Origin of the sequence: Burkholderia sp. MSMB1589WGS, from assembly GCF_001636105.1 — a bacterium.
Lineage (GTDB): Bacteria > Pseudomonadota > Gammaproteobacteria > Burkholderiales > Burkholderiaceae > Burkholderia > Burkholderia humptydooensis.
This window is the reverse complement of record NZ_LNJT01000006.1, coordinates 568,554-590,744: the sequence shown is the minus strand read 5'-3', so window position 1 is coordinate 590,744 and position 22,191 is coordinate 568,554. Positions and strand designations below refer to the sequence as shown.

20 protein-coding genes are annotated in these 22,191 nt (G+C 70.8%); 10 read left to right on the top strand and 10 right to left on the bottom strand.

Annotated features, from left to right (window positions below; all coding sequences use genetic code 11):
• Window positions 1-76: 76 nt before the first annotated feature.
• From WT16_RS05060 to WT16_RS05045, 4 genes are all read right to left on the bottom strand, one after another.
• Window positions 77-868 carry a metal ABC transporter permease gene (locus WT16_RS05060; protein WP_015600444.1) on the bottom strand — a complete coding sequence of 264 codons (792 nt, stop codon included), beginning with the start codon at window positions 866-868 and terminating at the stop codon, window positions 77-79.
• Window positions 861-1,745, bottom strand: a complete 885-nt coding sequence (locus WT16_RS05055; protein ID WP_063532824.1) for an ABC transporter ATP-binding protein — start codon at window positions 1,743-1,745, stop codon at window positions 861-863. The genes WT16_RS05060 and WT16_RS05055 overlap by 8 nt, the downstream gene beginning before the upstream one ends.
• Before the next feature lie 34 nt (window positions 1,746-1,779).
• A complete protein-coding gene (locus WT16_RS05050) occupies window positions 1,780-2,769 on the bottom strand; it encodes a zinc ABC transporter substrate-binding protein (protein ID WP_059932000.1) in 990 nt (329 codons plus the stop codon).
• A 143-nt stretch (window positions 2,770-2,912) separates the two neighbouring features.
• Window positions 2,913-3,377, bottom strand: a complete 465-nt coding sequence (locus tag WT16_RS05045) for a Fur family transcriptional regulator (protein WP_006024733.1) — start codon at window positions 3,375-3,377, stop codon at window positions 2,913-2,915.
• 273 nt (window positions 3,378-3,650) lie between these two features.
• On the opposite strand from WT16_RS05045, the gene WT16_RS05040 reads away from it, so the two are divergent.
• The 8 genes from WT16_RS05040 to ugpC all read left to right on the top strand — a co-directional run bounded on the left by WT16_RS05040 (window position 3,651) and on the right by ugpC (window position 11,983).
• A complete protein-coding gene (locus tag WT16_RS05040; protein WP_063532823.1) occupies window positions 3,651-4,427 on the top strand; it encodes an L-iditol 2-dehydrogenase in 777 nt (258 codons plus the stop codon).
• Between the two features lie 4 nt (window positions 4,428-4,431).
• A complete protein-coding gene (locus tag WT16_RS05035; RefSeq protein WP_015602152.1) occupies window positions 4,432-5,388 on the top strand; it encodes a sugar kinase in 957 nt (318 codons plus the stop codon).
• Window positions 5,376-6,809, top strand: coding sequence for a D-tagatose-bisphosphate aldolase, class II, non-catalytic subunit (locus WT16_RS05030; protein WP_063532822.1), 1,434 nt, complete (start codon window positions 5,376-5,378; stop codon window positions 6,807-6,809). The genes WT16_RS05035 and WT16_RS05030 overlap by 13 nt, the downstream gene beginning before the upstream one ends.
• A gap of 50 nt (window positions 6,810-6,859) precedes the next feature.
• On the top strand, window positions 6,860-8,188 hold the full coding sequence (locus WT16_RS05025; RefSeq protein ID WP_063532821.1) for a sugar ABC transporter substrate-binding protein: 1,329 nt from the start codon (window positions 6,860-6,862) through the stop codon (window positions 8,186-8,188).
• A 107-nt stretch (window positions 8,189-8,295) separates the two neighbouring features.
• Entirely contained in the window at window positions 8,296-9,240 is a 945-nt protein-coding gene (locus WT16_RS05020) for a sugar ABC transporter permease (protein WP_063532820.1), read from the top strand.
• Window positions 9,237-10,115: a carbohydrate ABC transporter permease gene (locus tag WT16_RS05015; RefSeq protein ID WP_006024739.1), complete on the top strand. Its 879-nt coding sequence runs from the start codon at window positions 9,237-9,239 to the stop codon at window positions 10,113-10,115. Before WT16_RS05020 ends, WT16_RS05015 begins: the two co-directional genes overlap by 4 nt.
• Window positions 10,112-10,810, top strand: coding sequence for an HAD family phosphatase (locus WT16_RS05010; protein ID WP_063532819.1), 699 nt, complete (start codon window positions 10,112-10,114; stop codon window positions 10,808-10,810). Before WT16_RS05015 ends, WT16_RS05010 begins: the two co-directional genes overlap by 4 nt.
• A 60-nt stretch (window positions 10,811-10,870) precedes the next feature.
• Window positions 10,871-11,983 (top strand): sn-glycerol-3-phosphate ABC transporter ATP-binding protein UgpC, encoded by a 1,113-nt coding sequence (ugpC, locus tag WT16_RS05005; protein WP_063532818.1) that lies wholly within the window; start codon window positions 10,871-10,873, stop codon window positions 11,981-11,983.
• Between the two features lie 60 nt (window positions 11,984-12,043).
• Here ugpC and WT16_RS05000 read toward each other — a convergent pair whose 3' ends face one another.
• Window positions 12,044-13,354 carry a haloacid dehalogenase-like hydrolase gene (locus WT16_RS05000; protein WP_063532817.1) on the bottom strand — a complete coding sequence of 437 codons (1,311 nt, stop codon included), beginning with the start codon at window positions 13,352-13,354 and terminating at the stop codon, window positions 12,044-12,046.
• Between the two features lie 201 nt (window positions 13,355-13,555).
• Window positions 13,556-14,440 carry a LysR family transcriptional regulator gene (locus tag WT16_RS04995; protein ID WP_063532816.1) on the bottom strand — a complete coding sequence of 295 codons (885 nt, stop codon included), beginning with the start codon at window positions 14,438-14,440 and terminating at the stop codon, window positions 13,556-13,558.
• A gap of 116 nt (window positions 14,441-14,556) precedes the next feature.
• On the opposite strand from WT16_RS04995, the gene WT16_RS04990 reads away from it, so the two are divergent.
• Complete coding sequence (locus WT16_RS04990; protein ID WP_063532815.1) at window positions 14,557-15,783, top strand: serine hydrolase domain-containing protein; 1,227 nt, start codon at window positions 14,557-14,559, stop codon at window positions 15,781-15,783.
• The gene (locus tag WT16_RS04985) at window positions 15,780-16,991 is read left to right on the top strand and encodes an MFS transporter (protein WP_063532814.1); all 1,212 of its coding nucleotides are present in this window, start codon (window positions 15,780-15,782) and stop codon (window positions 16,989-16,991) included. The genes WT16_RS04990 and WT16_RS04985 overlap by 4 nt, the downstream gene beginning before the upstream one ends.
• Window positions 16,992-17,054: 63 nt before the next feature.
• Here the strand turns inward: WT16_RS04985 and WT16_RS04980 are convergent, their stop codons facing one another.
• The 4 genes from WT16_RS04980 to WT16_RS04965 all read right to left on the bottom strand — a co-directional run bounded on the left by WT16_RS04980 (window position 17,055) and on the right by WT16_RS04965 (window position 22,163).
• Window positions 17,055-18,002 carry a sugar-binding transcriptional regulator gene (locus tag WT16_RS04980; protein ID WP_006024745.1) on the bottom strand — a complete coding sequence of 316 codons (948 nt, stop codon included), beginning with the start codon at window positions 18,000-18,002 and terminating at the stop codon, window positions 17,055-17,057.
• Between the two features lie 95 nt (window positions 18,003-18,097).
• On the bottom strand, window positions 18,098-19,579 hold the full coding sequence (gene xylB / locus WT16_RS04975; protein WP_063532813.1) for a xylulokinase: 1,482 nt from the start codon (window positions 19,577-19,579) through the stop codon (window positions 18,098-18,100).
• A 97-nt stretch (window positions 19,580-19,676) separates the two neighbouring features.
• Window positions 19,677-21,119 (bottom strand): D-arabinitol 4-dehydrogenase, encoded by a 1,443-nt coding sequence (gene dalD / locus WT16_RS04970; protein ID WP_063532812.1) that lies wholly within the window; start codon window positions 21,117-21,119, stop codon window positions 19,677-19,679.
• 129 nt (window positions 21,120-21,248) lie between these two features.
• Window positions 21,249-22,163, bottom strand: coding sequence for a LysR family transcriptional regulator (locus tag WT16_RS04965; protein ID WP_063532811.1), 915 nt, complete (start codon window positions 22,161-22,163; stop codon window positions 21,249-21,251).
• Window positions 22,164-22,191: the final 28 nt, after the last annotated feature.

The following is a 22,191-nucleotide window of genomic DNA, read 5'->3' as shown; positions in this document are numbered from 1 at the left end:
CGCGTGACGCGGCGCGTTGTGTCGCGTCGCGCCGAACATCGAGCGACTCGCTTCGCGAGCCGCCGCGCGTCATGCTTCACGCGTGATGCCGTTTCCCCATGAGGCTCGCGCCGTAGACGAGCGCCGACAGCGCGGTGATCCAGAAGCTCGTCGGCCAGTCGGTGTAGTACGCGAGCGCGATGCCGAGCCATGCTTCGCCGAGCGCGAACGCGGCCGCGAGCCAGACGCCCGCCGACAGCCGCGTCGCGAGATTCTGCGCGGCGGCGGCCGGCCCGACGAGCAGCGTGAACACGAGCAGCACGCCGACGATCTGCGTGCACGCGGCGACGGCGAGCGCGCAGATCGACAGGAACAGGATCGACACGAGCCGCAGCGACACGCCTTTCGCCTCCGCGAGCTCCGGCTGCAGCGACGCGAACAGGAGCGGCCGCGCGATCGCCGCCAGCGCGGCGAGGCTCACCGCGCCGATCGCGGCGAGCACGACGAGCGTGGCGTGGTTCACGCCGAGCACGTTGCCGAACAGCAGCGCCGTGACCTGCGTCGCGTAGCTCGTGTAGAAATGCAGGAACAGCAGCCCGCAGCCGAGCGCGACCGACAGGATCACGCCGATCGCGACGTCGCGGCCCGCGAGCCGCTCGCCGAGCGCGCCCATCCCGATGCCGGCGGCGAGCGTGAAGCCGAGCATCCCCCAGATCGGCGACAGCCCGAACAGCGCCGCGCCCGTCGCGCCGGTGAAGCCGACGTGCGACAGTGCGTGGCCAGCGAACGTCTGCCCGCGCAGCACGAGGAAGTAGCCGACGATGCCCGCGAGCACGGCGACGATCCCCGCCGCCGCGAACGCGTTGATCATGAATTCGTATTCAAACATCGTGTGAGTGCCCGCCGCCGTGTGAATGCGCATGCCCGTGACCGTGCGCGTGGCCATGATCGTGTCCGTGACCGTGGTCGCGCTCGTCCTCGTGCCCGTGATCGAGCTTCTCGATTTCGACGCCGCCGGACATCACGAAGATGCGCCCGTTCACGCGCATCACGTCGATCGGCGAGCCGTACAGGCGCGACAGCACGGGCTTCGTGATCACTTCGTCGACGGTGCCGAGCGCCGCGACGCCGTTGCCGAGATACAGCACGCGGTCGAGCGCGTTCAGGAGCGGATTGAGCTCGTGCGCGGAGAACAGCACGGTGATGCCGAGCTCGCGCTGCACGCGCCGCACGAGCTCGACGACGCCGCGCTGATGGTTCGGATCGAGGCTGATGAGCGGCTCGTCGAGCAGCAGCAGCTTCGGCGTGCCGAGCAGGCACTGCGCGAGCAGGAGGCGCTGGCGCTCGCCGCCGGAGAGTTCGGACAGCGGCCGTTTCGCGAGCGAGCCAGCGTCGACGAGATCGAGCACGCGATCGACGTCGGCCGCGACCGCGGCGCTCGCGTGCGGCAGCCCCCAGCGGTGGCCGTCCGCCGCCATCGCGACGAAGTCGCGGCCGCGCACGCGCCGCCCGGCGAGCGCGCTGCGGATCTGCGGCATGTAGCCGATCGCCGGATTGCCGCGCGCCACGGGCTCGCCCGCGACGCGAATCGCGCCGGACTGCGCGGGCACGAGGCCGAGCACGGCGCGCATCAGCGTCGTCTTGCCCGCGCCGTTCGGCCCGAGCACGCCGACGAATTCGCCGGGCTCGACGGCGAAGCTCACGTCGCGCAGGATCGTGCGGCCGCCGAGCGCGAGCGTCACGCGATCGAGTTCGAGCGCATGCATGGGGTGGGTCATGTCGTTGCCATCGCGAACGTCGTTACGGGCGCGCGCCGAGCGCGGCGGCGAGCGCGTCGAGCTGCGCGAGCATCCATTGCTGGAAGGTCTTGCCGGCGGGCTGCGTCTCCGTGACGCTCACGATCGGCACGCGCGCGTCCCGCGCGAGCCCGAGCATGCGCTTCGTCATCGGCTCGACCGCCTGGCTGTTGTAGATCAGCACGCGCACCTGGCGCTTCCTCAGGTCGTTCTCGAACGCGGCGATGTCGGCGGGGCTCGCCTCGGTGCTGTTCATCGTCGCGAGCTGGAAGCGCTGGTTGCGCATGTCGAGCCCGATCGCGTCGGCCATGTAGCCGAACACGGGCTCCGTCGCGGTCACGGGCGCGCCCTTGTAGCGCGCGCGCAGCTCGGCCACCTTCGCATCGATCGGCTTCAGCGACGCGATGAACTTCGAGAGATTCGCATCGTACTCGGCCTTGTGCGCGGGGTCCGCCGAGCCGAGCGCCGCGGCGAGCGCGCGCGCGGCGGCGGGCATCGTCGCCGGGTCGTACCACAGGTGCGGGTTGTCGCCCGCCTTCTTGCCGACGAGCTCGGCGACGACGACGGTCGCGCGCTTCGCGTTCTTCGACGCGGCGAGGAGCTTCGCCATCCACGGATCGTAGTCGGCGCCGTTGTAGATCACGAGATCCGCGCGCTGCAGCTCGCGCGCGACCTTCGGGCTCGCCTCGAACAGATGCGGGTCCTGATCGGGATTGCTGAGGATGTTCGACACGGCGACGCGCGCGCCGCCGATCTGCTTCGCGACGTCGCCGTAGAAGTTCTCGGCGGCGACGACCTTGAGCGTCGCGTTTTGCGCGAACGCGGCGCCCGTGAGCGCGAGCGCGGCGACGCCGGCGGCGAGCGTGCGCGCTGCGCGCAGCAGCGGCGACGCGCGCAGCTCGAGCGCCGGGCGCGCGGAGCGCGACGAGTGCGCCGGGCCCGGCGAAGAGGCGAACTTGCGCAGCGGCGCGCGCAACGTGGCGGCAAGGGACATGTGGTTGATCCTCGATTCGGTTGACGGAATGAAAGGCCGGAAAAAGCAAAAGCCGGGAAAAGCGGCCGGCCGCTCGGTCAGGCGGCCAGCCCGGTGACCAACCGGGCGAGCCGCCCCGCGGCCGGAAAGCGCGGCGGGCGGGTTCAGCCGTGGTGCGCGTGCTTCGTCTTGCACTGTCCGCACAGGCCGGTCAGCTCGACGACTTGCCGATGCACCTCGAAGCCGTGCGCGGGCGCGCTCGACGACAGTTGCTTCGCGAGATCGCCGCCGGGAATCTCGACGGTGTCGCCGCATTCCTCGCAGATCAGGAATTGCCCTTCGTGCGGCTTGCCGATCTCGCAGCACGCGATAAACGCGTTCTTCGATTCGATCCGGTGGATGAAGCCGTGCTCGACGAGAAATTCGAGCGCGCGGTAGACGGTCGTCGGCGGCACGCGGCCGCGCTGCGGCTCGAGTTCGGCGAGCAGATCGTACGCGCCGATCGGCCGGCCGGCGGCGAGCACGCGCTCGTAGACCTGGCGGCGCAGCGGCGTCCACGCGAGGCCGTGCTCGGCGGCGAACGCGTCGGCGCGGGAAAGGCGGGCGGCGAGGGAGTGGGTCGAGGCCATCGTGCGAACCGGTCGGCGGGGAGATGGCGTGATGATATAACGTATCTGGCCGCGCCGCATCCCCGTGCCGCCCGCCTTGCCCGTCGCCCTTGTCCCGCGCGCTCCGCCCGGGATCGCAATGCGGCGGCGCATCATCGAAACACCGATTTCCCGCCTTGACAGTGCCGGCTTCGTGGTCAATCATTCGTTCGCGGATAGAGCAAATGATCTGTTGATGAGCGAACGCTCGGTTTCGCGGCCGGCGGCACGACGTATAACGAATCGGAGACACCAGTGAGACTGCAGCAGAAGGTCGCGATCCTGACGGGCGCGGCAAGCGGTATCGGCGAAGCGGTGGCGCGACGCTATCTGGAGGAGGGCGCGCGCTGCGTCCTCGTCGATCTGAAACCGGCCGACGGCGCGCTCGCGCAGCTCATCGGCGCGCATGCCGAGCGCGCGATCGCCGTGTCGGCGGACGTCACGCGCCGCGACGACATCGCGCGCATCGTCGCCACCGCCGTCGAGCGCTTCGGCGGCGTCGACATCCTGTTCAACAACGCGGCGCTCTTCGATATGCGCCCGCTCCTCGACGAATCGTGGGACGTGTTCGACCGCCTGTTCGCCGTCAACGTGAAGGGCATGTTCTTCCTGATGCAGGCGGTCGCGCAGCGGATGGTCGAGCAGGGGCGCGGCGGCAAGATCATCAACATGTCGTCGCAGGCGGGACGCCGCGGCGAGGCGCTCGTGTCGCACTACTGCGCGACGAAGGCCGCGGTGCTGAGCTATACGCAGTCGGCCGCGCTCGCGCTCGCCAAGCACGGGATCAACGTGAACGGCATCGCGCCGGGCGTCGTCGACACGCCGATGTGGGAGCAGGTCGATGCCCTCTTCGCCCGCTACGAGAACCGGCCGCTCGGCGAGAAGAAGCGGCTCGTCGGCGAAGCGGTGCCGCTCGGCCGGATGGGCGTGCCCGACGATCTGACGGGCGCCGCGCTCTTTCTCGCATCGGCGGACGCCGACTACATCACCGCCCAGACGCTGAACGTCGACGGCGGCAACTGGATGAGCTGACATCATGGCCGCGATCGTCGCCGCGGGCGAGCTGCTCGCCGAATTCGTCGCCGCGAAGCGCGGCCAGGGCTTCGACGCGCCGGGCGAGTTCGCCGGCCCGTTCCCGAGCGGCGCGCCCGCGATCTTCGCCGATCAGGCGGCGCGCATGGGCGCGTCGGTCGCGTATGCGGGCTGCGTCGGCCGCGACGCGTTCGGCGACGCGATCGTCGCGCGGCTCGCGGGCCACGGCGTCGACGTCGCGCGCATCCGCCGCGCCGCGCGGCCCACGGGCATCGCGTGCGTCGCGTATCGCGCGGACGGCGGCCGGCAATTCGTGTTCAGCATCGAAGGCAGCGCGAGCGCGCTGCTCGAGCCGGCCGACGTCGATCCGTCGATGTTCGCGGGCTGCCGCTATTTCCACGTGATGGGCTCGTCGCTCACGAGCGAGAACGCGATCGCCGCGGTCAAGCGCGGCGTGATCGAGGCGGCGCGCGTCGGCGCAAAGATCTCGTTCGATCCGAACGTGCGCGCCGAGATGCTCGCGTTCGCGCCGATGCGCGCGGCGCTGCACGACATGCTCGACGCGTGCCACCTGTTCCTGCCGAGCGAGGCCGATCTGCCGTTCTTCTGCGGACCGCAGCCGGCCGAGCGCGCGATCGCGGGGCTGCTCGCGACGCATCCGCTTCTCGAGCGCGTCGTGCTCAAGCGCGGCGCGGCGGGCAGCGCCGCGTTCGACCGCACGGGCAGCGTCGCCGCGCCCGCCTACGAGACCGTCGAAATCGATCCGACGGGCGCGGGCGACTGTTTCGGCGGCACGTTCGTCGCGTGCACGATCGCGGGGCTGCCCGTCGCGACCGCGCTCGCGCGCGCGAATGCGGCGGGCGCGCTTGCGGTGTCGCGCGTCGGGCCGATGGAGGGCAACAGCATGCCGGACGACATCGACCGTTTTCTCGCCGAGCGGGGTGTGCGATGCGCAGCGTGAGCACGGTCGCCGAACGCCCGCGCGCGGGCGACCACGCGCAGTTGCTGCGCGAGATCTTCGACGCGAACCGCGCGGGCTGCGCGAGCGGCATCTATTCGGTATGCAGCGCGCATCGCCTCGTGCTCGAAGCGGCGTTCGAAGCGGCGCGCGCCGACGAATCGCCGCTGCTCGTCGAGGCGACCTGCAATCAGGTCAATCATCGCGGCGGCTATACCGGGATGACGCCCGCGGATTTCCGGCGCGACGTCGACGCGCTCGCGCGCGACGCGGGCTTTCCGGCGCAGGCGCTGATTCTCGGCGGCGATCATCTCGGCCCGAATCCGTGGCGGCATCTCGCCGCGCGCGATGCGATGCGCGAGGCGCGGGCGATGGTCGCCGCGTACGTCGGCGCGGGCTTCACGAAGATCCATCTCGACGCGAGCATGGCGTGCGCGGACGACGCCGCGCCGCTGTCCGACGAGACGATCGCCGAGCGTGCCGCGCAGTTGTGCGCGGCCGCCGAGGAAGCGGCGGCCGTGGCGGGCGTATCGCCCGTCTACGTGATCGGCACCGAGGTGCCGACGCCGGGCGGCGAGGTGAGCGCGGCGGCAACGGGCACGGCCAACGATGCGGACGACGAAGCGAATCGGCCGGCGTGCGATGCGCGCGATGTGCACGGCGAGGCGGCCGATGGCGGCGGCGCGTTTTCGCAGATCGAAGTCACGCGCGCCGACAGCGTGAGCGCGACGCTCGCCGCGCACCGCGACGCCTTCGCGCGGTGCGGCTTGCAGCATGCATGGTCGCGCGTGATCGCGATCGTCGCGCAGCCGGGCGTCGATTTCGACGATCGCCGCGTGCTCGACTACGATCCGGCGCGCGCGGCCGCGCTCGGCGCGAGCATCCTGCGCACGCCGCCGCTCGTGTTCGAAGCGCATTCGACCGACTATCAGACGGAAGGCGCGCTCGCCGCGCTCGTGCGCGATCACTTCGCGATCCTGAAGGTCGGGCCGGCGCTGACGTTCGCGCTGCGCGAGGCGCTGTTCGCGCTGACCTACATCGAGGACGCGCTCTTCGACGATGCGTCCAAGCGCTCGCAACTGCGCGACGTGATCGACGCGGCGATGCGCGAGCGCCCCGAATACTGGGCGCCGTATTACCGCGGCGACGCGCTCGCGCAGCGGATCGCGCGCCAGTTCAGCTACAGTGACCGGATTCGCTATTACTGGCTGCAGCCCGCGGTCGCGGCGGCGCTCGAGCGCCTTTTCGACAACCTCGCGCGCCGCGCGCCGCCCGAGACGCTCGTCGCGCAATGGCTGCCCGACGTGTACGCGGCATGCCGGCGCGGCGCGCTCGCGCGCGAGCCCGTCGCGTGGGTGCGCCACCGGGTCCGGGACGTGATCTCGCGCTACGCGCGCGCGTGCGGGATGCAGCAAAGCGCTTGAAGCAGTCCGCCCGCCGGGCGGCAACACGATATCAAAACAGGAGACATGCCATGCAACGAAACACGCTCATCGCCGCCGCCGCACGCGTTGCCGCGCTCGTCGCGCTCGCGTCGCCGGCGCTCGCCGCGCAGGCGGCGACGCTGACGATCGCGACGCTCAACAACCCGGACATGATCGAGCTGAAGAAGCTGTCGTCCGCGTTCGAGAAGGCGAACCCGGACATCCGGCTCAACTGGGTGATCCTCGAGGAGAACGTGCTGCGCCAGCGCGCGACGACCGACATCACGACGGGCAGCGGCCAGTTCGACGTGATGGCGATCGGCACGTACGAGGCGCCGCAGTGGGGCAAGCGCGGCTGGCTCGCGCCGATGACGAACCTCTCCGCCGATTACGACCTGAACGACGTGATCAAGACGGCGCGGGATTCGCTGTCGTACAACGGCCAGCTTTACGCGCTGCCGTTCTACGTCGAGAGCTCGATGACGTTTTACCGTAAAGATCTGTTCGCGGCGAAGGGCCTGAAGATGCCCGAGCAGCCGACCTACGACCAGATCGCCGAATTCGCCGACAAGCTGACCGACCGCGCGAACGGCACCTACGGGATCTGCCTGCGCGGCAAGGCGGGCTGGGGCGAGAACATGGCGTACGTGTCGACGGTCGTCAACACGTTCGGCGGCCGCTGGTTCGACGAGAACTGGAACGCGCAGCTCACGTCGCCCGAGTGGAAGAAGGCGATCAACTTCTACGTGAACCTGCTGAAGAAGAACGGGCCGCCGGGCGCGAGCTCGAACGGCTTCAACGAGAACCTGACGCTCACCGCGTCGGGCAAGTGCGCGATGTGGATCGACGCGACGGTCGCCGCCGGCATGCTGTACAACAAGCAGCAGTCGCAGGTCGCGGACAGGATCGGCTTCGCGGCGGCGCCGGTGGCCGTCACGCCGAAGGGCTCGCATTGGCTGTGGGCGTGGGCGCTCGCGATTCCGAAGACATCGAAGCAGCAGGACGCGGCGAAGAAGTTCGTCACGTGGGCGACGTCGAAGCAGTACGTCGAGATGGTCGGCAAGGACGAGGGCTGGGCGTCGGTGCCGCCGGGCACGCGCCAGTCGACCTATCAGCGCGCCGAGTACAAGGCCGCCGCGCCGTTCTCCGATTTCGTGCTGAAGGCGATCCAGACCGCCGATCCGACCGATCCGTCGCTGAAGAAGGTGCCGTACACGGGCGTCCAGTACGTCGGGATTCCTGAATTCCAGTCGTTCGGCACGGTGGTCGGCCAGGCGATCGCGGGGGCGGTCGCGGGCCAGATGAGCGTCGATCAGGCGCTCGCCGCGGGGCAGGCGGCGGCCGACCGCGCGGTGCGCCAGGCCGGCTACCGGAAGTGAAGCGCCGCGCGCGCCGCGCCCGATGCGGGCGCGGCGCGCACGGCATCGCAGCAGCGCGGGCGGCAAGCGGGGTGCGCGCCCGCGCATCGAAAGAGGTGGTCCCGATCATGCGTCACTTACGTCTTCCTCTCGCTCACTCGGCGTCGCTCGGCGACGCGGGGCCCGTTGCCGACGAGCGCGCGCGCGGCAAGCCGGCGCGCTGGCTCGCCGCGCCGTCCGTCGCCGTGCTGTTCCTGTGGATGGCGATTCCGCTTGCGATGACGATCTGGTTCTCGCTCACGCGCTACAACTTGCTGAATCCCGACGTCAAGGGTTTCGCGGGCCTCGACAACTACCGCTTCCTCGCGACCGATCCGTCGTTTTTGCCCGCGATCTGGCACACGCTCGCGCTGATCGGCTCGGTGCTCGCGATCACGGTCGCGGGCGGCGTGCTGATGGCCGTGCTGTTCGACCGCAAGTTCTACGGGCAGGGCGTCGCGCGCCTCATCGCGATCGCGCCGTTCTTCGTGATGCCGACGGTGTCGGCGCTCATCTGGAAGAACATGATCCTGCATCCGGTGTACGGGCTCGTCGCGCGCGCGATGCGCGCGCTCGGCATGCAGCCGATCGACTGGTTCGCGCAGTATCCGCTCACGTCGATCGTGATGATCGTCGCATGGCAGTGGCTGCCGTTCGCGTTCCTGATTCTCTTCACCGCGATCCAGTCGCTCGACCAGGAGCAGAAGGAGGCCGCGCGGATCGACGGGGCGGGCCCCGTCGCGATGTTCTTCTACATCACGCTGCCGCACCTGAAGCGCGCGATCGCGGTCGTCGTGATGATGGAGACGATCTTCCTGCTGTCGATCTTCGCGGAAATCTATACGACCACGGGCGGCGGCCCGGGCGACGCGACGACGAACCTGTCGTACCTGATCTACGCGTTCGGGCTGCAGCAGTTCGACGTCGGGCTCGCGTCGGCGGGCGGCATTCTCGCCGTCGTGCTCGCGAACGTCGTGTCGTTCTTCCTCGTGAGAATGCTCGCGCGGAATCTGAAAGGGGAGTACGAAGCATGAGCGATCTGACCGCATCGACTTCACACGGCGCGCCGCGCGGCGCGGGCGGCGGGCTGCCCGCCGCGCTCGGCGCGGTGAGGCGCGCGCTGCCCGGCGTGCTCGCGTGGCTCGTCGCGCTCGCGCTGTTCTTCCCGATCTTCTGGATGGCGATCACCGCGTTCAAGACCGAGCAGCAGGCGTATTCGTCGGCGCTCTTCTTCGTGCCGACGCTCGACAGCTTCCGCGAGGTGTTCGCGCGCAGCAACTACTTCGCGTTCGCGTGGAACTCGGTGCTGATCTCGGCGGGCGTGACCGTGATCTGCCTGCTCTTCGCCGTGCCCGCCGCGTACGCGATGGCGTTCTTCCCGGGCAGGCGCACGCAGAAAGTGCTGCTGTGGATGCTGTCGACGAAGATGATGCCGTCCGTCGGCGTGCTCGTGCCGATCTATCTGATGTGGAAGAACGCGGGCCTGCTCGACACCGTCTCGGGGCTCGTGATCGTCTACACGCTGATCAACCTGCCGATCGCGGTGTGGATGACGTTCACGTACTTCAACGAGATTCCGAAGGACATCCTCGAGGCGGGGCGCATCGACGGCGCGTCGACGTGGCAGGAGATCGTCTATCTGCTGATGCCGATGGCGCTGCCGGGCCTCGCGTCGACCGCGCTGCTGCTCGTGATCCTGTCGTGGAACGAGGCGTTCTGGAGCATCAATCTGTCGAGCTCGAACGCCGCGCCGCTGACCGTGTTCATCGCGTCGTATTCGAGCCCGGAAGGGCTCTTCTGGGCGAAGCTGTCGGCGGCGTCGCTGCTCGCGGTCGCGCCGATCCTCGTCGTCGGCTGGCTGTCGCAGAAGCAGCTCGTGCGCGGCCTCACGTTCGGGGCGGTCAAATGACGACAGACGCGAACGACGCGCGCGTGCTCGTCTGCGATTGCGACGGCGTGCTGATCGACAGCGAGACGATCGCGGCCGACGTGCTCGTGCGCGAGCTCGAGGCGCGCTGGCCGGGCGTCGCGGCGCGGCCGATCGTGATGCCGCTCCTCGGCCTGCGCACCGAGCGCGTGCTCGGCTGCGCGAGCGAGCGCGCAGGCCGTGCGCTCGCCGATTCGGACGTCGAAGCGATTCGGCGCAGCGTCGAGGCGGCTGCGGTTCAGGCGCCGATCGTCGACGGCATCGATGCTGCGCTCGCGCAGATCGATCTGACGATCGCGTGCGCGAGCAACAGCCGCCGGCCTTACGTCGACGCCGCGCTGTGCCGCACGGGCCTCAAGCGCTTCTTCGGCGAGCGCCTGTTCTGCGCGGACGGCGTCGCGCGCCCGAAGCCCGCGCCCGATGTTTATCTGGCCGCCGCGCAAACGCTCGGCGTCGCGCCGCGGCAATGCCTCGTCGTCGAGGACAGCGCGACCGGCGTGACGGCCGCCTCGGCGGCGGGCATGACGGTGCTCGGCTTCGTCGGCGGCGGCCACGCGTCGCCGCGGCAGGTCGACGCGCTGCGCGGAATTGGCGCGCAGCGCGTGTTCGACGACATGCGCGAGCTGCCCGGCCTCGTCTCGCGGTGGGTCGAGACGGGTGGGGTCGAGCCGCACTGAACGATTGCGCCGCGCGCGCCCGATGCGCCGCGCGGCCGCACAACTGAACGGAGACAAATCATGGCAAGCGTGCTCCTGCGCAATATCGGCAAGCGCTACGACGACAACGAAGTGCTGCGCAACGTGAATCTCGACATCGCCGACGGCGAGTTCGTCGTGTTCGTCGGGCCGAGCGGCTGTGGCAAATCCACGCTGATGCGGATGATCGCCGGGCTCGAGGACATCTCGGACGGCGACCTGCTGATCGACGGCGCGAAGGTCAACGACGTGCCGAGCGCGAAGCGCGGCATCGCGATGGTGTTCCAGTCGTATGCGCTCTATCCGCACATGACGCTCTACGACAACATGGCGTTCGGCCTGAAGCTCGCGGGCGCGAAGAAGCAGGAGATCGACGACGCGGTCAGGCAGGCGGCGAGGATCCTGCACATCGATCACCTGCTCGACAGGAAGCCGAAGCAACTGTCGGGCGGACAGCGGCAGCGCGTCGCGATCGGCCGCGCGATCACGAGGAAGCCGAAGGTGTTCCTGTTCGACGAGCCGCTGTCGAACCTCGACGCGGCGCTGCGCGTGAAGATGCGGCTCGAGTTCGCGCGGCTGCACGACGAGCTGAGGACGACGATGATCTACGTGACGCACGACCAGGTGGAGGCGATGACGCTCGCCGACAAGATCGTCGTGCTGTCGGCGGGCAGCGTGCAGCAGGTCGGCGCGCCGAACGAGCTGTATCACGCACCCGCGAACCAGTTCGTCGCGGGCTTCATCGGCTCGCCGAAGATGAATTTTCTCGCGGGCGTCGTCGAATCGGCGTCGGCCGACGGCGTGCTCGTGCGCTTCGAATCGGGCGAGACGCAGCGCGCCGCGGTCGACGCGCCGACGCTGCGCGCGGGCGAGCGCGTGACGGTCGGCATCCGGCCCGAGCACCTGCACGTCGGCGCGACGGGCGGCGACGGCGTCGTCGCGCGGACGATGGCTGTCGAATCGCTCGGCGACGCCGCATATCTGTATGCGGAATCGGCCGTCGCGCCGGACGGGCTGATCGCGCGCATTCCGCCGCTCGATACGCATCGGGCGGGCGAGCGGCTGCGCGTCGGCGCGCAGCCCGAGCACTGCCATCTGTTCGACGCCAACGGGCGCGCGTTCAAGCGCAAGCCGAAGCACGCGTTGGCGGCGTGACGCGGCGGCGGGCCGTGCGGGCCGCCCGATACGTATCGCGCGGCCCGCGCGCCGTCGCGATCACGCGAGCAGCTTGGGCTCGCGCTTGCCGTACTTGATCGAGCGCTCGTCGGCGACCATCAGCCCGGTGTTCTCGTCGCGCCCCTGCAGCACGAGACGCGCGTTCGCCGCGCCGATCTGCTCGGCCGCCTTGCGGCTGTCGAGACCGATCTCGCCTTTCTTCATCCGGTTGACGATCACGCCGACCGCGGTGTCGGCGAAGTCGCGCAGCATCCACGCGTCGCCGTCGCTGTCGCCGAATACGAAGAGCGGCCCGTAGCCCTTCTTCGACTCCAGTTCGCGGCGGATGCCGACCGTCTTGCCCGGCCCGTAGTTGAAGTGCCAGTTCGGCAGGTATTCGTTGACGTATTTGCCGTCCGCCATGACGAGCCGCATGCCGATCACGTTCTCGGCGGGCACGCCGTAGCCGAACGCCGGATGGCCCGCGAACACGCGCACGACGTCGTCGAGCGACGCGGTGCTGATGTACACGTCGATGCCGTTCGAGCGCAGCGTATCCATTACCGCGCGGATTTCCTCATGGATGCGGATGCCATGGAAGTGCGTCGCGGCAATGACGCCCGCCTTGCCCGGCAGCGCGCGCGAGCTTTCGTAGGTGACCTTGCGCAGCGCGTCGCCGAGATTCGCGAGGTTGCTGTCGAACGCCATCGCCTGCAACTCGTCGCGCGTCATTCCCGCATACCAGTACATGATCCACTTGTAGCCTATCTCGACCGGGTACGTGTCGCAGATCGCGTCGTACATGAAGTAGAGCTTCGCGCGGAAATCCAGGAACCGCTCGCTGCGTCGGATCTCGTCGAGCGGCTTGTCGCCGGCGAGGCCCCGGTAGTTCGCGTGCAGCCACCGGTAATCGGCGTCGACGTCGGCCGCGATGTCCTCCATCCGCACGGGCTTGCCGTCGACGGTCGTATAGCCGAGCTTCGCGTCGAACGGGCCGTCGGGCACGCCCTGGCGCAGGATCGCGGCGAACTGCCCGGGCGTCAGCCGGTAGTGCAGCCCGTCGATCTGATGCATCAGCAACGCCTCTTCGCAGTCGTTCATGATGCTCGTGTTGTCCCAGTCGAACACTGCGTACGGGCGGCGCTCGGCGCGGTAGCGCGGGCTCGACGCGCCATGCTCGGCGAGCACCGCGCGCAGCCGCGCGACGTTGTTCGGCGACCAGCGGCCGGGCGTGAGCGACAGCGGGGCCGCGGGCGGGGCGGATGCGTCGGGCGCGCCGGATGCGGCGCGCGCCGGGGACCATGCGGCAGCCGCGAGCGCGGCCGAGGCGCTCGCGACCGAGCGCACGAAGTGTCGACGTCCTGTTTTCATCGAGTTCTCCGAAGGGGGATTCGCACGCCGAAGCCGGGCGGACCGCGCGGCCGCCCGCTGATCCGCCGGAAGAGGCGGGTGCCGCCCAGCATCGTCGCCCATAAAACGGCGCGCCCGACGAAATCGGACATCCGGATGTCGAAATGCGACCGACGCGCGCGGCTTGCTCCGCGCGGCGCGGCCGCGAAGCCGCGCGCGTGCCTACGCGAACATGCGTCCGGCGATGAAATCGACGAACGCGCGCAGCTTCGGCGAAGCGTGCCGCCCCGACGGCCACAGCACATAGAACGACTGCGAGCGCTCGACATACTCGTCGAGCGCCGTGCGCAGCCTGCCGCTCGCGAGCTCGTCGCGCACCGCGAAATCCGGCACGCACGCGAGCCCGCGGCCGCGAATCGCGAAGCACACGCGCGTCTCGACGTTGTTGCAGATCATCGATTTCGGCAGCTCGACGTCGGCGTCGCCCGGCGCGGGCCGCAGCGGCCAGCGCTCGAGCTTGCCGGTGGTCGGGAAGCGGTAGAGCAGGCACGCGTGGCGCGCGAGATCGGCGGGCGTGCGCGGCGCGCCGTGGCGCGCGAAATAGTCGGGCGAGCCGACGACGACCTGCGAGAACGTGCCGAGCCGCCGCGCCGACAGCCGTGAATCGTGCGGCTCGCCGCCGCGCACGACCGCGTCGAAGCCCTCGTCGATCACGTCGACGAGCCGGTCGGTGAAATCGAGATCGAGCTGGATGTCCGGGTACGCCGCCATGAAGTCGGCCAGCACGGGCAGCACGGGCGAGCTGAGCGCGGGCAGGCTCACGCGCAGCCGGCCGCTCGGCGCGTGCGCGCTGCGCGACAGCTCCTGCTGCGCCTCCTCGATTTCCGCGAGCACGCGCCGGCATCGCTCGAGAAAGCGCGTGCCCTCCGCGGTCAACGCGATGCTGCGCGTGCTGCGATGGAACAGGCGCACGTTCAGGCGCGCCTCGAGCCGCGCGATCCGCTTGCCGACGGCCGATGCGGACACGCCGAGCGCGCGCGCGGCCGCGACGAAGCTGCGGGTCTCGGCGACCTGCACGAAGACGACGAACCCGCTCAGGCTTTCCATCCGGCCGCTCCCGATTACGGACGCCAATGTCCGCAGTGTCAGGAACTCTATCCTAGTTTTTCTTCATTCGCCGGCTGCCTACCATGAGCGCTCCATCCATTTCACGGGGAAGCGCCATGACTCTTTCATCGTCGTCCGCGCTCGGCGAGCGCGTCGACGCGGCCATCGACGCCGCGCTTGCCGAGCGGCGTGTCGTCGGCGCGGTCGTGCTCGTCGCGCGGCGGGGCGAGCTCGCGTATCGGCGCGCGGCGGGGCTGGCCGATCGCGAGGCCGGCGCGCCGATGCGCGAAGACACGCTGTTCCGGTTCGCGTCGGTGTCGAAGCCGATCGTGTCGGCGGCGGCGATGCGCGCCGTCGCGGCGGGCAAGCTCGATCTCGACGCGAGCATCACGCGCTGGCTGCCCGAGTTCGCGCCGCGGCTGCCGGACGGCCGCCCGGCGCGCATCACGGCGCGGCATCTGCTGTCGCACACGGCAGGCCTCGGCTACCGCTTTCTCGAAGCCGACGAGCGCGGCCCGTATGCGCGCGCCGGCGTGTCGGACGGCATGGATCGCGCGGGCATCTCGCTCGCCGAGAACCTGCGCCGCATCGCGAGCGTGCCGCTGCAGTACGCGCCCGGCACATCGTGGGCGTATTCGCTCGCGATCGACGTGCTCGGCGCGCTGCTCGAGGCCGTGTGCGACAAGCCGCTCGAAGACGCGGTGGCCGAGCTCGTGACGACGCCGCTCGGCATGGTCGACACGCGCTTTTACGCGCACGACGCGGCGCGGCTCGCGGCGGCGTATGTGGACGCGGCGGGCGTCGCGGAGGCGGATGTCGCCACGTCGGGCGTCGCCACGTCGGGCGAGCCGCGGCGCATGGCGGCGCTCGAGATCGCGGCGCCATTTCCCGATACGGTCGGCATCCGCTTCGAGCCCGCCCGCGCGCTCGATCCGCACGCGTTCGCATCGGGCGGCGCCGGGATGGCCGGCACGGCACCTGATGTCCTCGCGCTGATCGAGGCGCTGCGCACCGAGGGCGACGGCTGGCTGCCCGCCGCGCGGATCGACGAGATGGCGCGCATCCAGCCGGGCGCGGCCGATCTGCCGACGGCGCCCGGCTACGGCTTCGGGCTCGGATTCTCGGTGCTGCGCGACCCGGCCGCCGCGCGATCGCCCGAATCCGTCGGCACGTGGCGCTGGGGCGGCGCGTATGGACACGCGTGGTTCGTCGACCGCGCGGCCGGCCTGAGCGTCGTCGCGCTCACCAATACCGCTTACGAGGGGATGTCGGGACGCTTCGTCGCCGACGTGCGCGACGCGGTGTACGGCGCGGTGTCCGCCGCGCGGGAGCGGGCGGCATGAGCGACTGCACGACGCCATCCGCCGGCTTCGCGCTGCCGTCGCGCGCGGCCGCGCGCCTGCCGCTCGCGGGCCTGCTCGCGCTCGCGACGGCGGGCTTCATCACGATCGTGACCGAGGCGCTGCCCGCCGGGCTGCTGCCGCTGATGGGCCGCGATCTGCGCGTGTCCGAGGCGCTCGTCGGCCAGCTCGTCACTGTCTATGCGATCGGCTCGATCGTCGCGGCGATTCCGCTCGTCGCGGTGACGCGCGGCATGCGCCGGCGGCCGCTCCTGCTCGTCGCGCTCGCGGGCTTCGTCGTCGCGAACACGGCGACGGCCGCGTCGGCGCATTACGCGCTCGTCCTCGCCGCGCGCTTCGTCGCGGGCATCGCGGCCGGGCTGCTGTGGGCGCTGCTCGCGGGCTACGCGAGCCGGATGGTCGATGAACGGCTGCGTGGCCGCGCGATCGCGATCGCGATGCTCGGCGCGCCGGTTGCGATGTCGATCGGCATTCCGCTCGGCACGACGCTTGGCGCGGCGCTCGGCTGGCGCGCGACGTTCGCCGGCGTGACGGCGCTCACGCTCGCGCTGATCGGGTGGGTGTGCGCGAGCCTGCCCGATGCGCCGGGGCAGCCGTCCGGCGAGCGGCTGCCGATCGGCCGCGTGCTGATGGTGCCGGGCGTGCGGCCCGTGCTGACGGTGATGTTCGCTTACGTGCTCGCGCACAACATCCTCTACACGTACATCGCGCCGTTTCTCGCGAGCGCGGGAATGGGCGCGCGGATCGACGCGGCGCTGTTCGCGTTCGGCGCGGCGTCGTTCGTCGGAATCGGGCTGACGGGCGCGTGGATCGGCAATGGGCTGCGGCGGCTCGCGCTCGCGAGCATCGCGCTCTTCGCGCTCGCGTCCACGTTGCTCGGCGTGGCGAGCGCGTCGCCCGTCATCGTCTACGCGAGCGTCGCCGCCTGGGGGCTCACGTTCGGCGGCGCGGCGACGATCTTCCAGACCGCGTCGGCGAACGCGGCGGGCGACGCGGCCGACGTCGCGCAATCGATGATCGTCACGGTCTGGAATCTCGCGATCGCGGGCGGGGGCGTCGCGGGCGGCGTGCTGCTCGAGCGGTTCGGCGCGGGCGTGATGCCGTGGGCGCTCGTCGTGCTTCTCGTGCCCGCGTGGTTCGGCGCGTGGCGCGCGCGCCGCCACGGGTTTCCGGCGGCGCGCGCGTCGTGACGGGCGCGATGCGCGCGGTTGGCCCGGCGGAATCGGTTGAATCGGTTGACGCGCCCGGCGCGATTACTCGGCGAGCGCGGCGCGCGCGCAGGTCTCGTCGGTCACGAGCCCCGACAGCCACCGGCCGCGCAGCGCGGCGAGCACCGCGGCGCGCTTGCGCGGCCCGCCCGCGAAGCCGATCGTGGGGCGCAACGGCGGCGCGTCGAGCGCGACGCTCGTCACGCGCGTGCTCGTCGACGCGACGATCGGCCGCCCCTGCGCGTCGATCGGCAGGCCGAGCATCTCGGCCACCGCGCCGAGCTCGACCATCTCGTTGAGTTCGCCCTCGGTGATGAAGCCGTCCTCGAACAGCGGGCAGTGCGCGCCGATGTTGCCGACGCCGACGAACGCGACGTCGGCCTGCGCCGACAGCTTCTCGACGATCCGGTACAGCCGGTGATTGCACCACTGCGCGCGCTCGGCCTCGCTGTCCGCGAAGAGCGGCGCGGGCAGCAGGAAGTGCTTGCCGCCCGTCTTCTCGGAGATGTGCTGCGCGACGTCGTATGGGTTCGACGAGCCGTCCTGCGCGATCGCGCCCACCATCGACACGAGCCGGTGCTGCGGCCGCTCGAGCTGCGCGATCTGCGCGACGGCGGCCTTCAGCGTGCGGCCGCTGCTGACCGCGACCACCATCGGCTTCTCTTCGTTCAGATAGCGCTCCATCACCTGCGCGCCCGCGACCGCGAGCTTGCGGTCGATCGCGTCGGGCGCGTCGCCGTCGATCGGCACGACTTCGCACATCGCGAGGCCGTAGCGCTTCGATAGCTGCGCGGCGAGATCGAGGCAATCGGCGACGCGATGGTCGACGCGCACGCGAATCAGGTTCTTCTCGACCGCGAACGCGACGAGGCGCTGCGCGACGGGGCGCGACACCTGCAGCTTCTCGGCGATTTCGTTCTGCGTGTCGCCCGCGACGTAGTAGAGCCAGGCGGCGCGCGTCGCGAGATCGAGTTTTTCGGAGGACTTGGACACGATGGCGGAATCTCAGGTCGGGCGCGCGCGACGGGCATCAGGCCGGCCCGATGCCCGCCACGCGCGGGGAAAACTCGCACTGTAGCGCACCGCGCTCACGCGAGCCGCGCGCGCGACGGCTCGAAGAGCGGCCGCACGTGCCGGTACAGCGCGCGGAACGTGTCGAGCCGCGCGCGCAGCGCCGCGTGACGGGCCGCGTTCGGCGCGAATTCGTCGCGCAGCGGCGGCTTCGCCAGCACGTCGTGCGCGTCGCCGCCAACCGCGAGCCAGCCGAGCCGCGCCGCGCCGAGCGCCGCGCCCGTTTCGCCGCCGCCGTGACGGCGCGTGCGCACGCCGAGCGCGTCGGCGATCAGTTGCGCCCAGTACGCGCTTCGCGCGCCGCCGCCGATCAGCGACAGCGCGTCGGTCTGCGTGCCGCCCGCGATCAGCGCGTCGAAGCCGTCGGCGAGCGCGAGCGTCACGCCTTCGAGCACCGCGTAGCCGAGGAGCGCGCGATCGGTGCCGTGCGTCATCCCGAAGAACACGCCTTGCGCGTATGGATCGTTGTGCGGCGTGCGCTCGCCGGACAGATAGGGCAGGAAGATCGGCGCGTTCTCGCACGCGGCGGGATCGAGCGCGGCGATTTCGGCGAGGAGCGCCGGCTCGTCGGTCGACGTGAGCTTGCAGACCCAGCGCAGGCAGCTCGCCGCCGACAGCACGACGCTCATCTGCTGCCAGCGGTCGGGAATCGCATGGCAGAACGCGTGGACGGCCGACGCGGGGTTCGGCCGGAAGCGGTCGCCGACGACGCTCAGCACGCCCGACGTGCCGAGCGACACGAAGCCGTCGCCCGGCTGCGTCGCGCCGATGCCGAGCGCGCTCGTCGCGTTGTCGCCGCCGCCGCCCGCGACGACGACCGCTTCGGCGAGCCCGAGCGCGCGCGCGACGTCCGCGCGCAGCGTGCCGGACGGCGCGTTGCCTTCGACGATCCTCGGCATCTGCGCGCGCGTCATGCCGCCCGCGGCGAGGAGCGCGTCGGACCAGTCGCGCCGCGCGGCGTCGAGCCACAGCGTGCCCGCCGCGTCGGACGGATCGGACACCTTCGCGCCCGTGAGCTTCAGGCGCAGATAATCCTTCGGCATCAGCACGCAGGCGATCGCGCGGAACACGTCGGGCTCGTGCCGCGCGACCCACAGCAGCTTCGGCGCGGTGAAGCCCGGCATCGCGAGATTGCCGGCGATCGCGTGCAGGCCGGGCGCGCGCGCCTCGAATTCCGCGCATTCGTTGGCGCAGCGCATGTCGTTCCAGAGGATCGCGGGGCGCAGCACGCGATCGTCGCGATCGAGCAGCACCGCGCCGTGCATCTGGCCGGACAGTCCGATGCTCCGCACCACGGCGAACGCCCGCGGATGTTGCGCGCGCAACACGGCGAGCGCGGCGAGCGTGCCCGCCCACCAGTCGTCCGGATGCTGCTCGGCCCAGCGCGGATGCGCGCGCTCGACGGTAAACGGCGTGCCCGCCGTGCCGACGACGCCGCCGTCGGGCGAAAGCAGCAGCACCTTCACTTCGGAGGTGCCGAGATCGATGCCGAGATACATGGGGCGAAAAACGACGCGTCGACGGGAAGCCGCTACTTTAGCCGCGCGCCCGCCGCCGTGCCAATGGCGATTTGACCCGAGTGACGCGCGCGGCCGTTCAGCGGCGGGCGAGCCATGCGTCGACGCGCGCGGCGCCCGCGCGCAGCGCGCGCTCGAGCGCGGGCGCGCCGGCGAGCGTCCCCCAGAGCGGGCGCTGCCCGGCGAGCGCGGCGACGGGGTCGTCCGCGCGCGCGATCGCGCGTGCGACGTCCGCGTCCATCACGCCGTCCTGATACGCGTAGGGCAGCGCGCCCTGCGCCCAGCGCTGCAGGAAGCGCAGGAAGAGCGCGGGCAGCACCGCGGTCGACACCGGCTCGGCGCCGCGCGCGATCGATTCGGCGAGCGTCGGCGCGATGAAGCCGGGGATTTTCGAGAAGCCGTCGGCCGCGACGCGCTGGTTCGTGTCGCGGATATGCGGATTGCCGAAGCGGTCGAGCACGACGTCGCGATAGCGCGCGAGATCGAGCGGGCTCGGCGTGAGGCACGGGATCACGTCGTCCGTCACGTAAGCGTGCGCGAAGCGGCGAATTTCCGCGTCGTGCGTGCCTTCGTGGATGTACGAATGGCCCGCGAGCGTGCCCGCCCACGCGATGCAGCTATGCGTCGCGTTCAGGACCCGGATCTTCGCTTCCTCGTACGGATGGACGTCGCCGACGAGCTCCGCGCCCGCCTTCTCCCACGCGGGGCGGCCGGCCGCGAAGCGATCCTCGATCACCCACTGGATGAACGACTCGCCCATCACCGGGCACGCGTCGTCGACGCCCGTGGCCGCGCGCACGCGCTCGCGCACGTCGGGCGTCGGGCGCGGCGTGATGCGGTCGACCATCGAGCTCGGGCACGCGACGTTCGCATCGAACCATGCGAGCAGCTCGACGAGGCCGCGCCGCGACAGGAACTCGCGCATGCCTGCCCGAAAGCGCGCGCCGTTGCTGCGCAGGTTGTCGCAGCTCTGCAGCGTGACCGGGCCCGCGCCGCGCGCGACGCGCTCGGCGAGGAGCGCCGCGAGCGCGCCGTAGATCGTGAGCCGCGCGCCTTGCAGATCGGCCGCGAGATCGGGATTCGCCGCGTCGAGCCGGTCGTGCTCGTCGAGGTAGTAGCCGCCTTCCGTCACCGTGAACGACACGATCCGGCACACCGGATCGGCGCCCGCGTCGATCAGCGCCGCCAGATCGATCGACCACGGCAGCACGCGCGTGATCGAGCGGATCGTCTCGTACGCGCGCTCGCCCTGCGGCGTGACCGTTTCGAGCGTGTAGACGCCGTGCTGCGCGGCGAGCGCGTCGCGGGTCGCGCGCATGTCGTCGCGAATGTCGCCGACGACGAGCGACCACCGTGCGCCGGCGGGCGACGCTTCGTTGACGCGATGCAGATACCACGCCTGATGCGCGCGATGGAACGAGCCGACGCCGATGTGCAAGATCGCCGGCGCGGCGGTGGATGGGCTGCTCATCCCGTGTCTCCTGACGGCCGGCTCGCGCCCGCCGAATTTTCCATAGATCATTTGCTCTTTATGTGAGCGAATGATCGTATCCGGGTGCGCGAAAGTCAAGGCGATCGAGCGGGCTTTCGATGCTGCGGCGCGCCAATCGCCGCATGGGCGCGGGGTGTCGGGACGCGTCGCCGGCGAGCGTCAGAACGGCTCGCGGGTCAGCAGCGCGAGCTGTTCGAGCAGCCGCGCGGCCGGCCCGGGCAGGATGCCGTGGCGGCGGCGGAACGCGGTCAGCGTGCGGGTGGCGGCCACGCCTTCGACGGCGAGCGTGTCGATCGTGCGCGCGCGGCGTTCCGCGCGGTACATCGGCTCGGCCATCCAGCTCAGGAAGCCCGCGTGCGCGACGAGGCTCTTGAGCGCCGTCACCGAGCGGGTCTCGACCGCGATGTCGGGCGGCGCGAGCCCGTGCGCGTCGAACGCCGCGCGCATCTGCTCGAACGGCGCGGTGCCGCGCGGCGGGATCGCCCACCGCGCGGCGCGCGTGTCGGCGAGCGTGAGCGGCGCGCGCGCGGCGGTGCGCAGCGGATGATCGGGCGCGGCGACGACATGGCTCACGTCGTCCCACCGGCACTCGGCGATCGCGACGACATCGTCGGTGTCCGGCACGCGCGTGCTCAACGCGACGTCGATCTCGTGCGTGAGGAGCGCGTCGACGAGCCGGTCCCACACGCCTTCGACGATCACGACGCGCAGGTTCGGCCAGCGGTCGAGCACGCGCCCGATCGCCACCGGCAGCACGAGGCTCGCGATGCTGCCGACCGCGCCCACCTTGATCGTGCCTTTCGCGAGCCCGCGCAGCGCATCGATTTCCTCGCGCGCATGCTCGGCCTCGTGCTGCAGCAGCGCTGCGTGCGGCAGCAGCGCCTCGCCGATCGCGGTCAGTTGCACGCCCTTCGAATGGCGCTCGAAGAGCGGCGCGCCGATCTGGTCCTCGAGCCGTTTCAGGATGCGGCTCAACGCCGGCTGCGTGACGTGCAGCGCGTCGGCCGCGCGCCCGAGGCTGCCGCTCGCGGCGATCGTCGTGAAGGCGCGCAACTGGCGCAGGTCGAAAGTCATGCCGTTGTGTAATGACTTATTTCAGAAA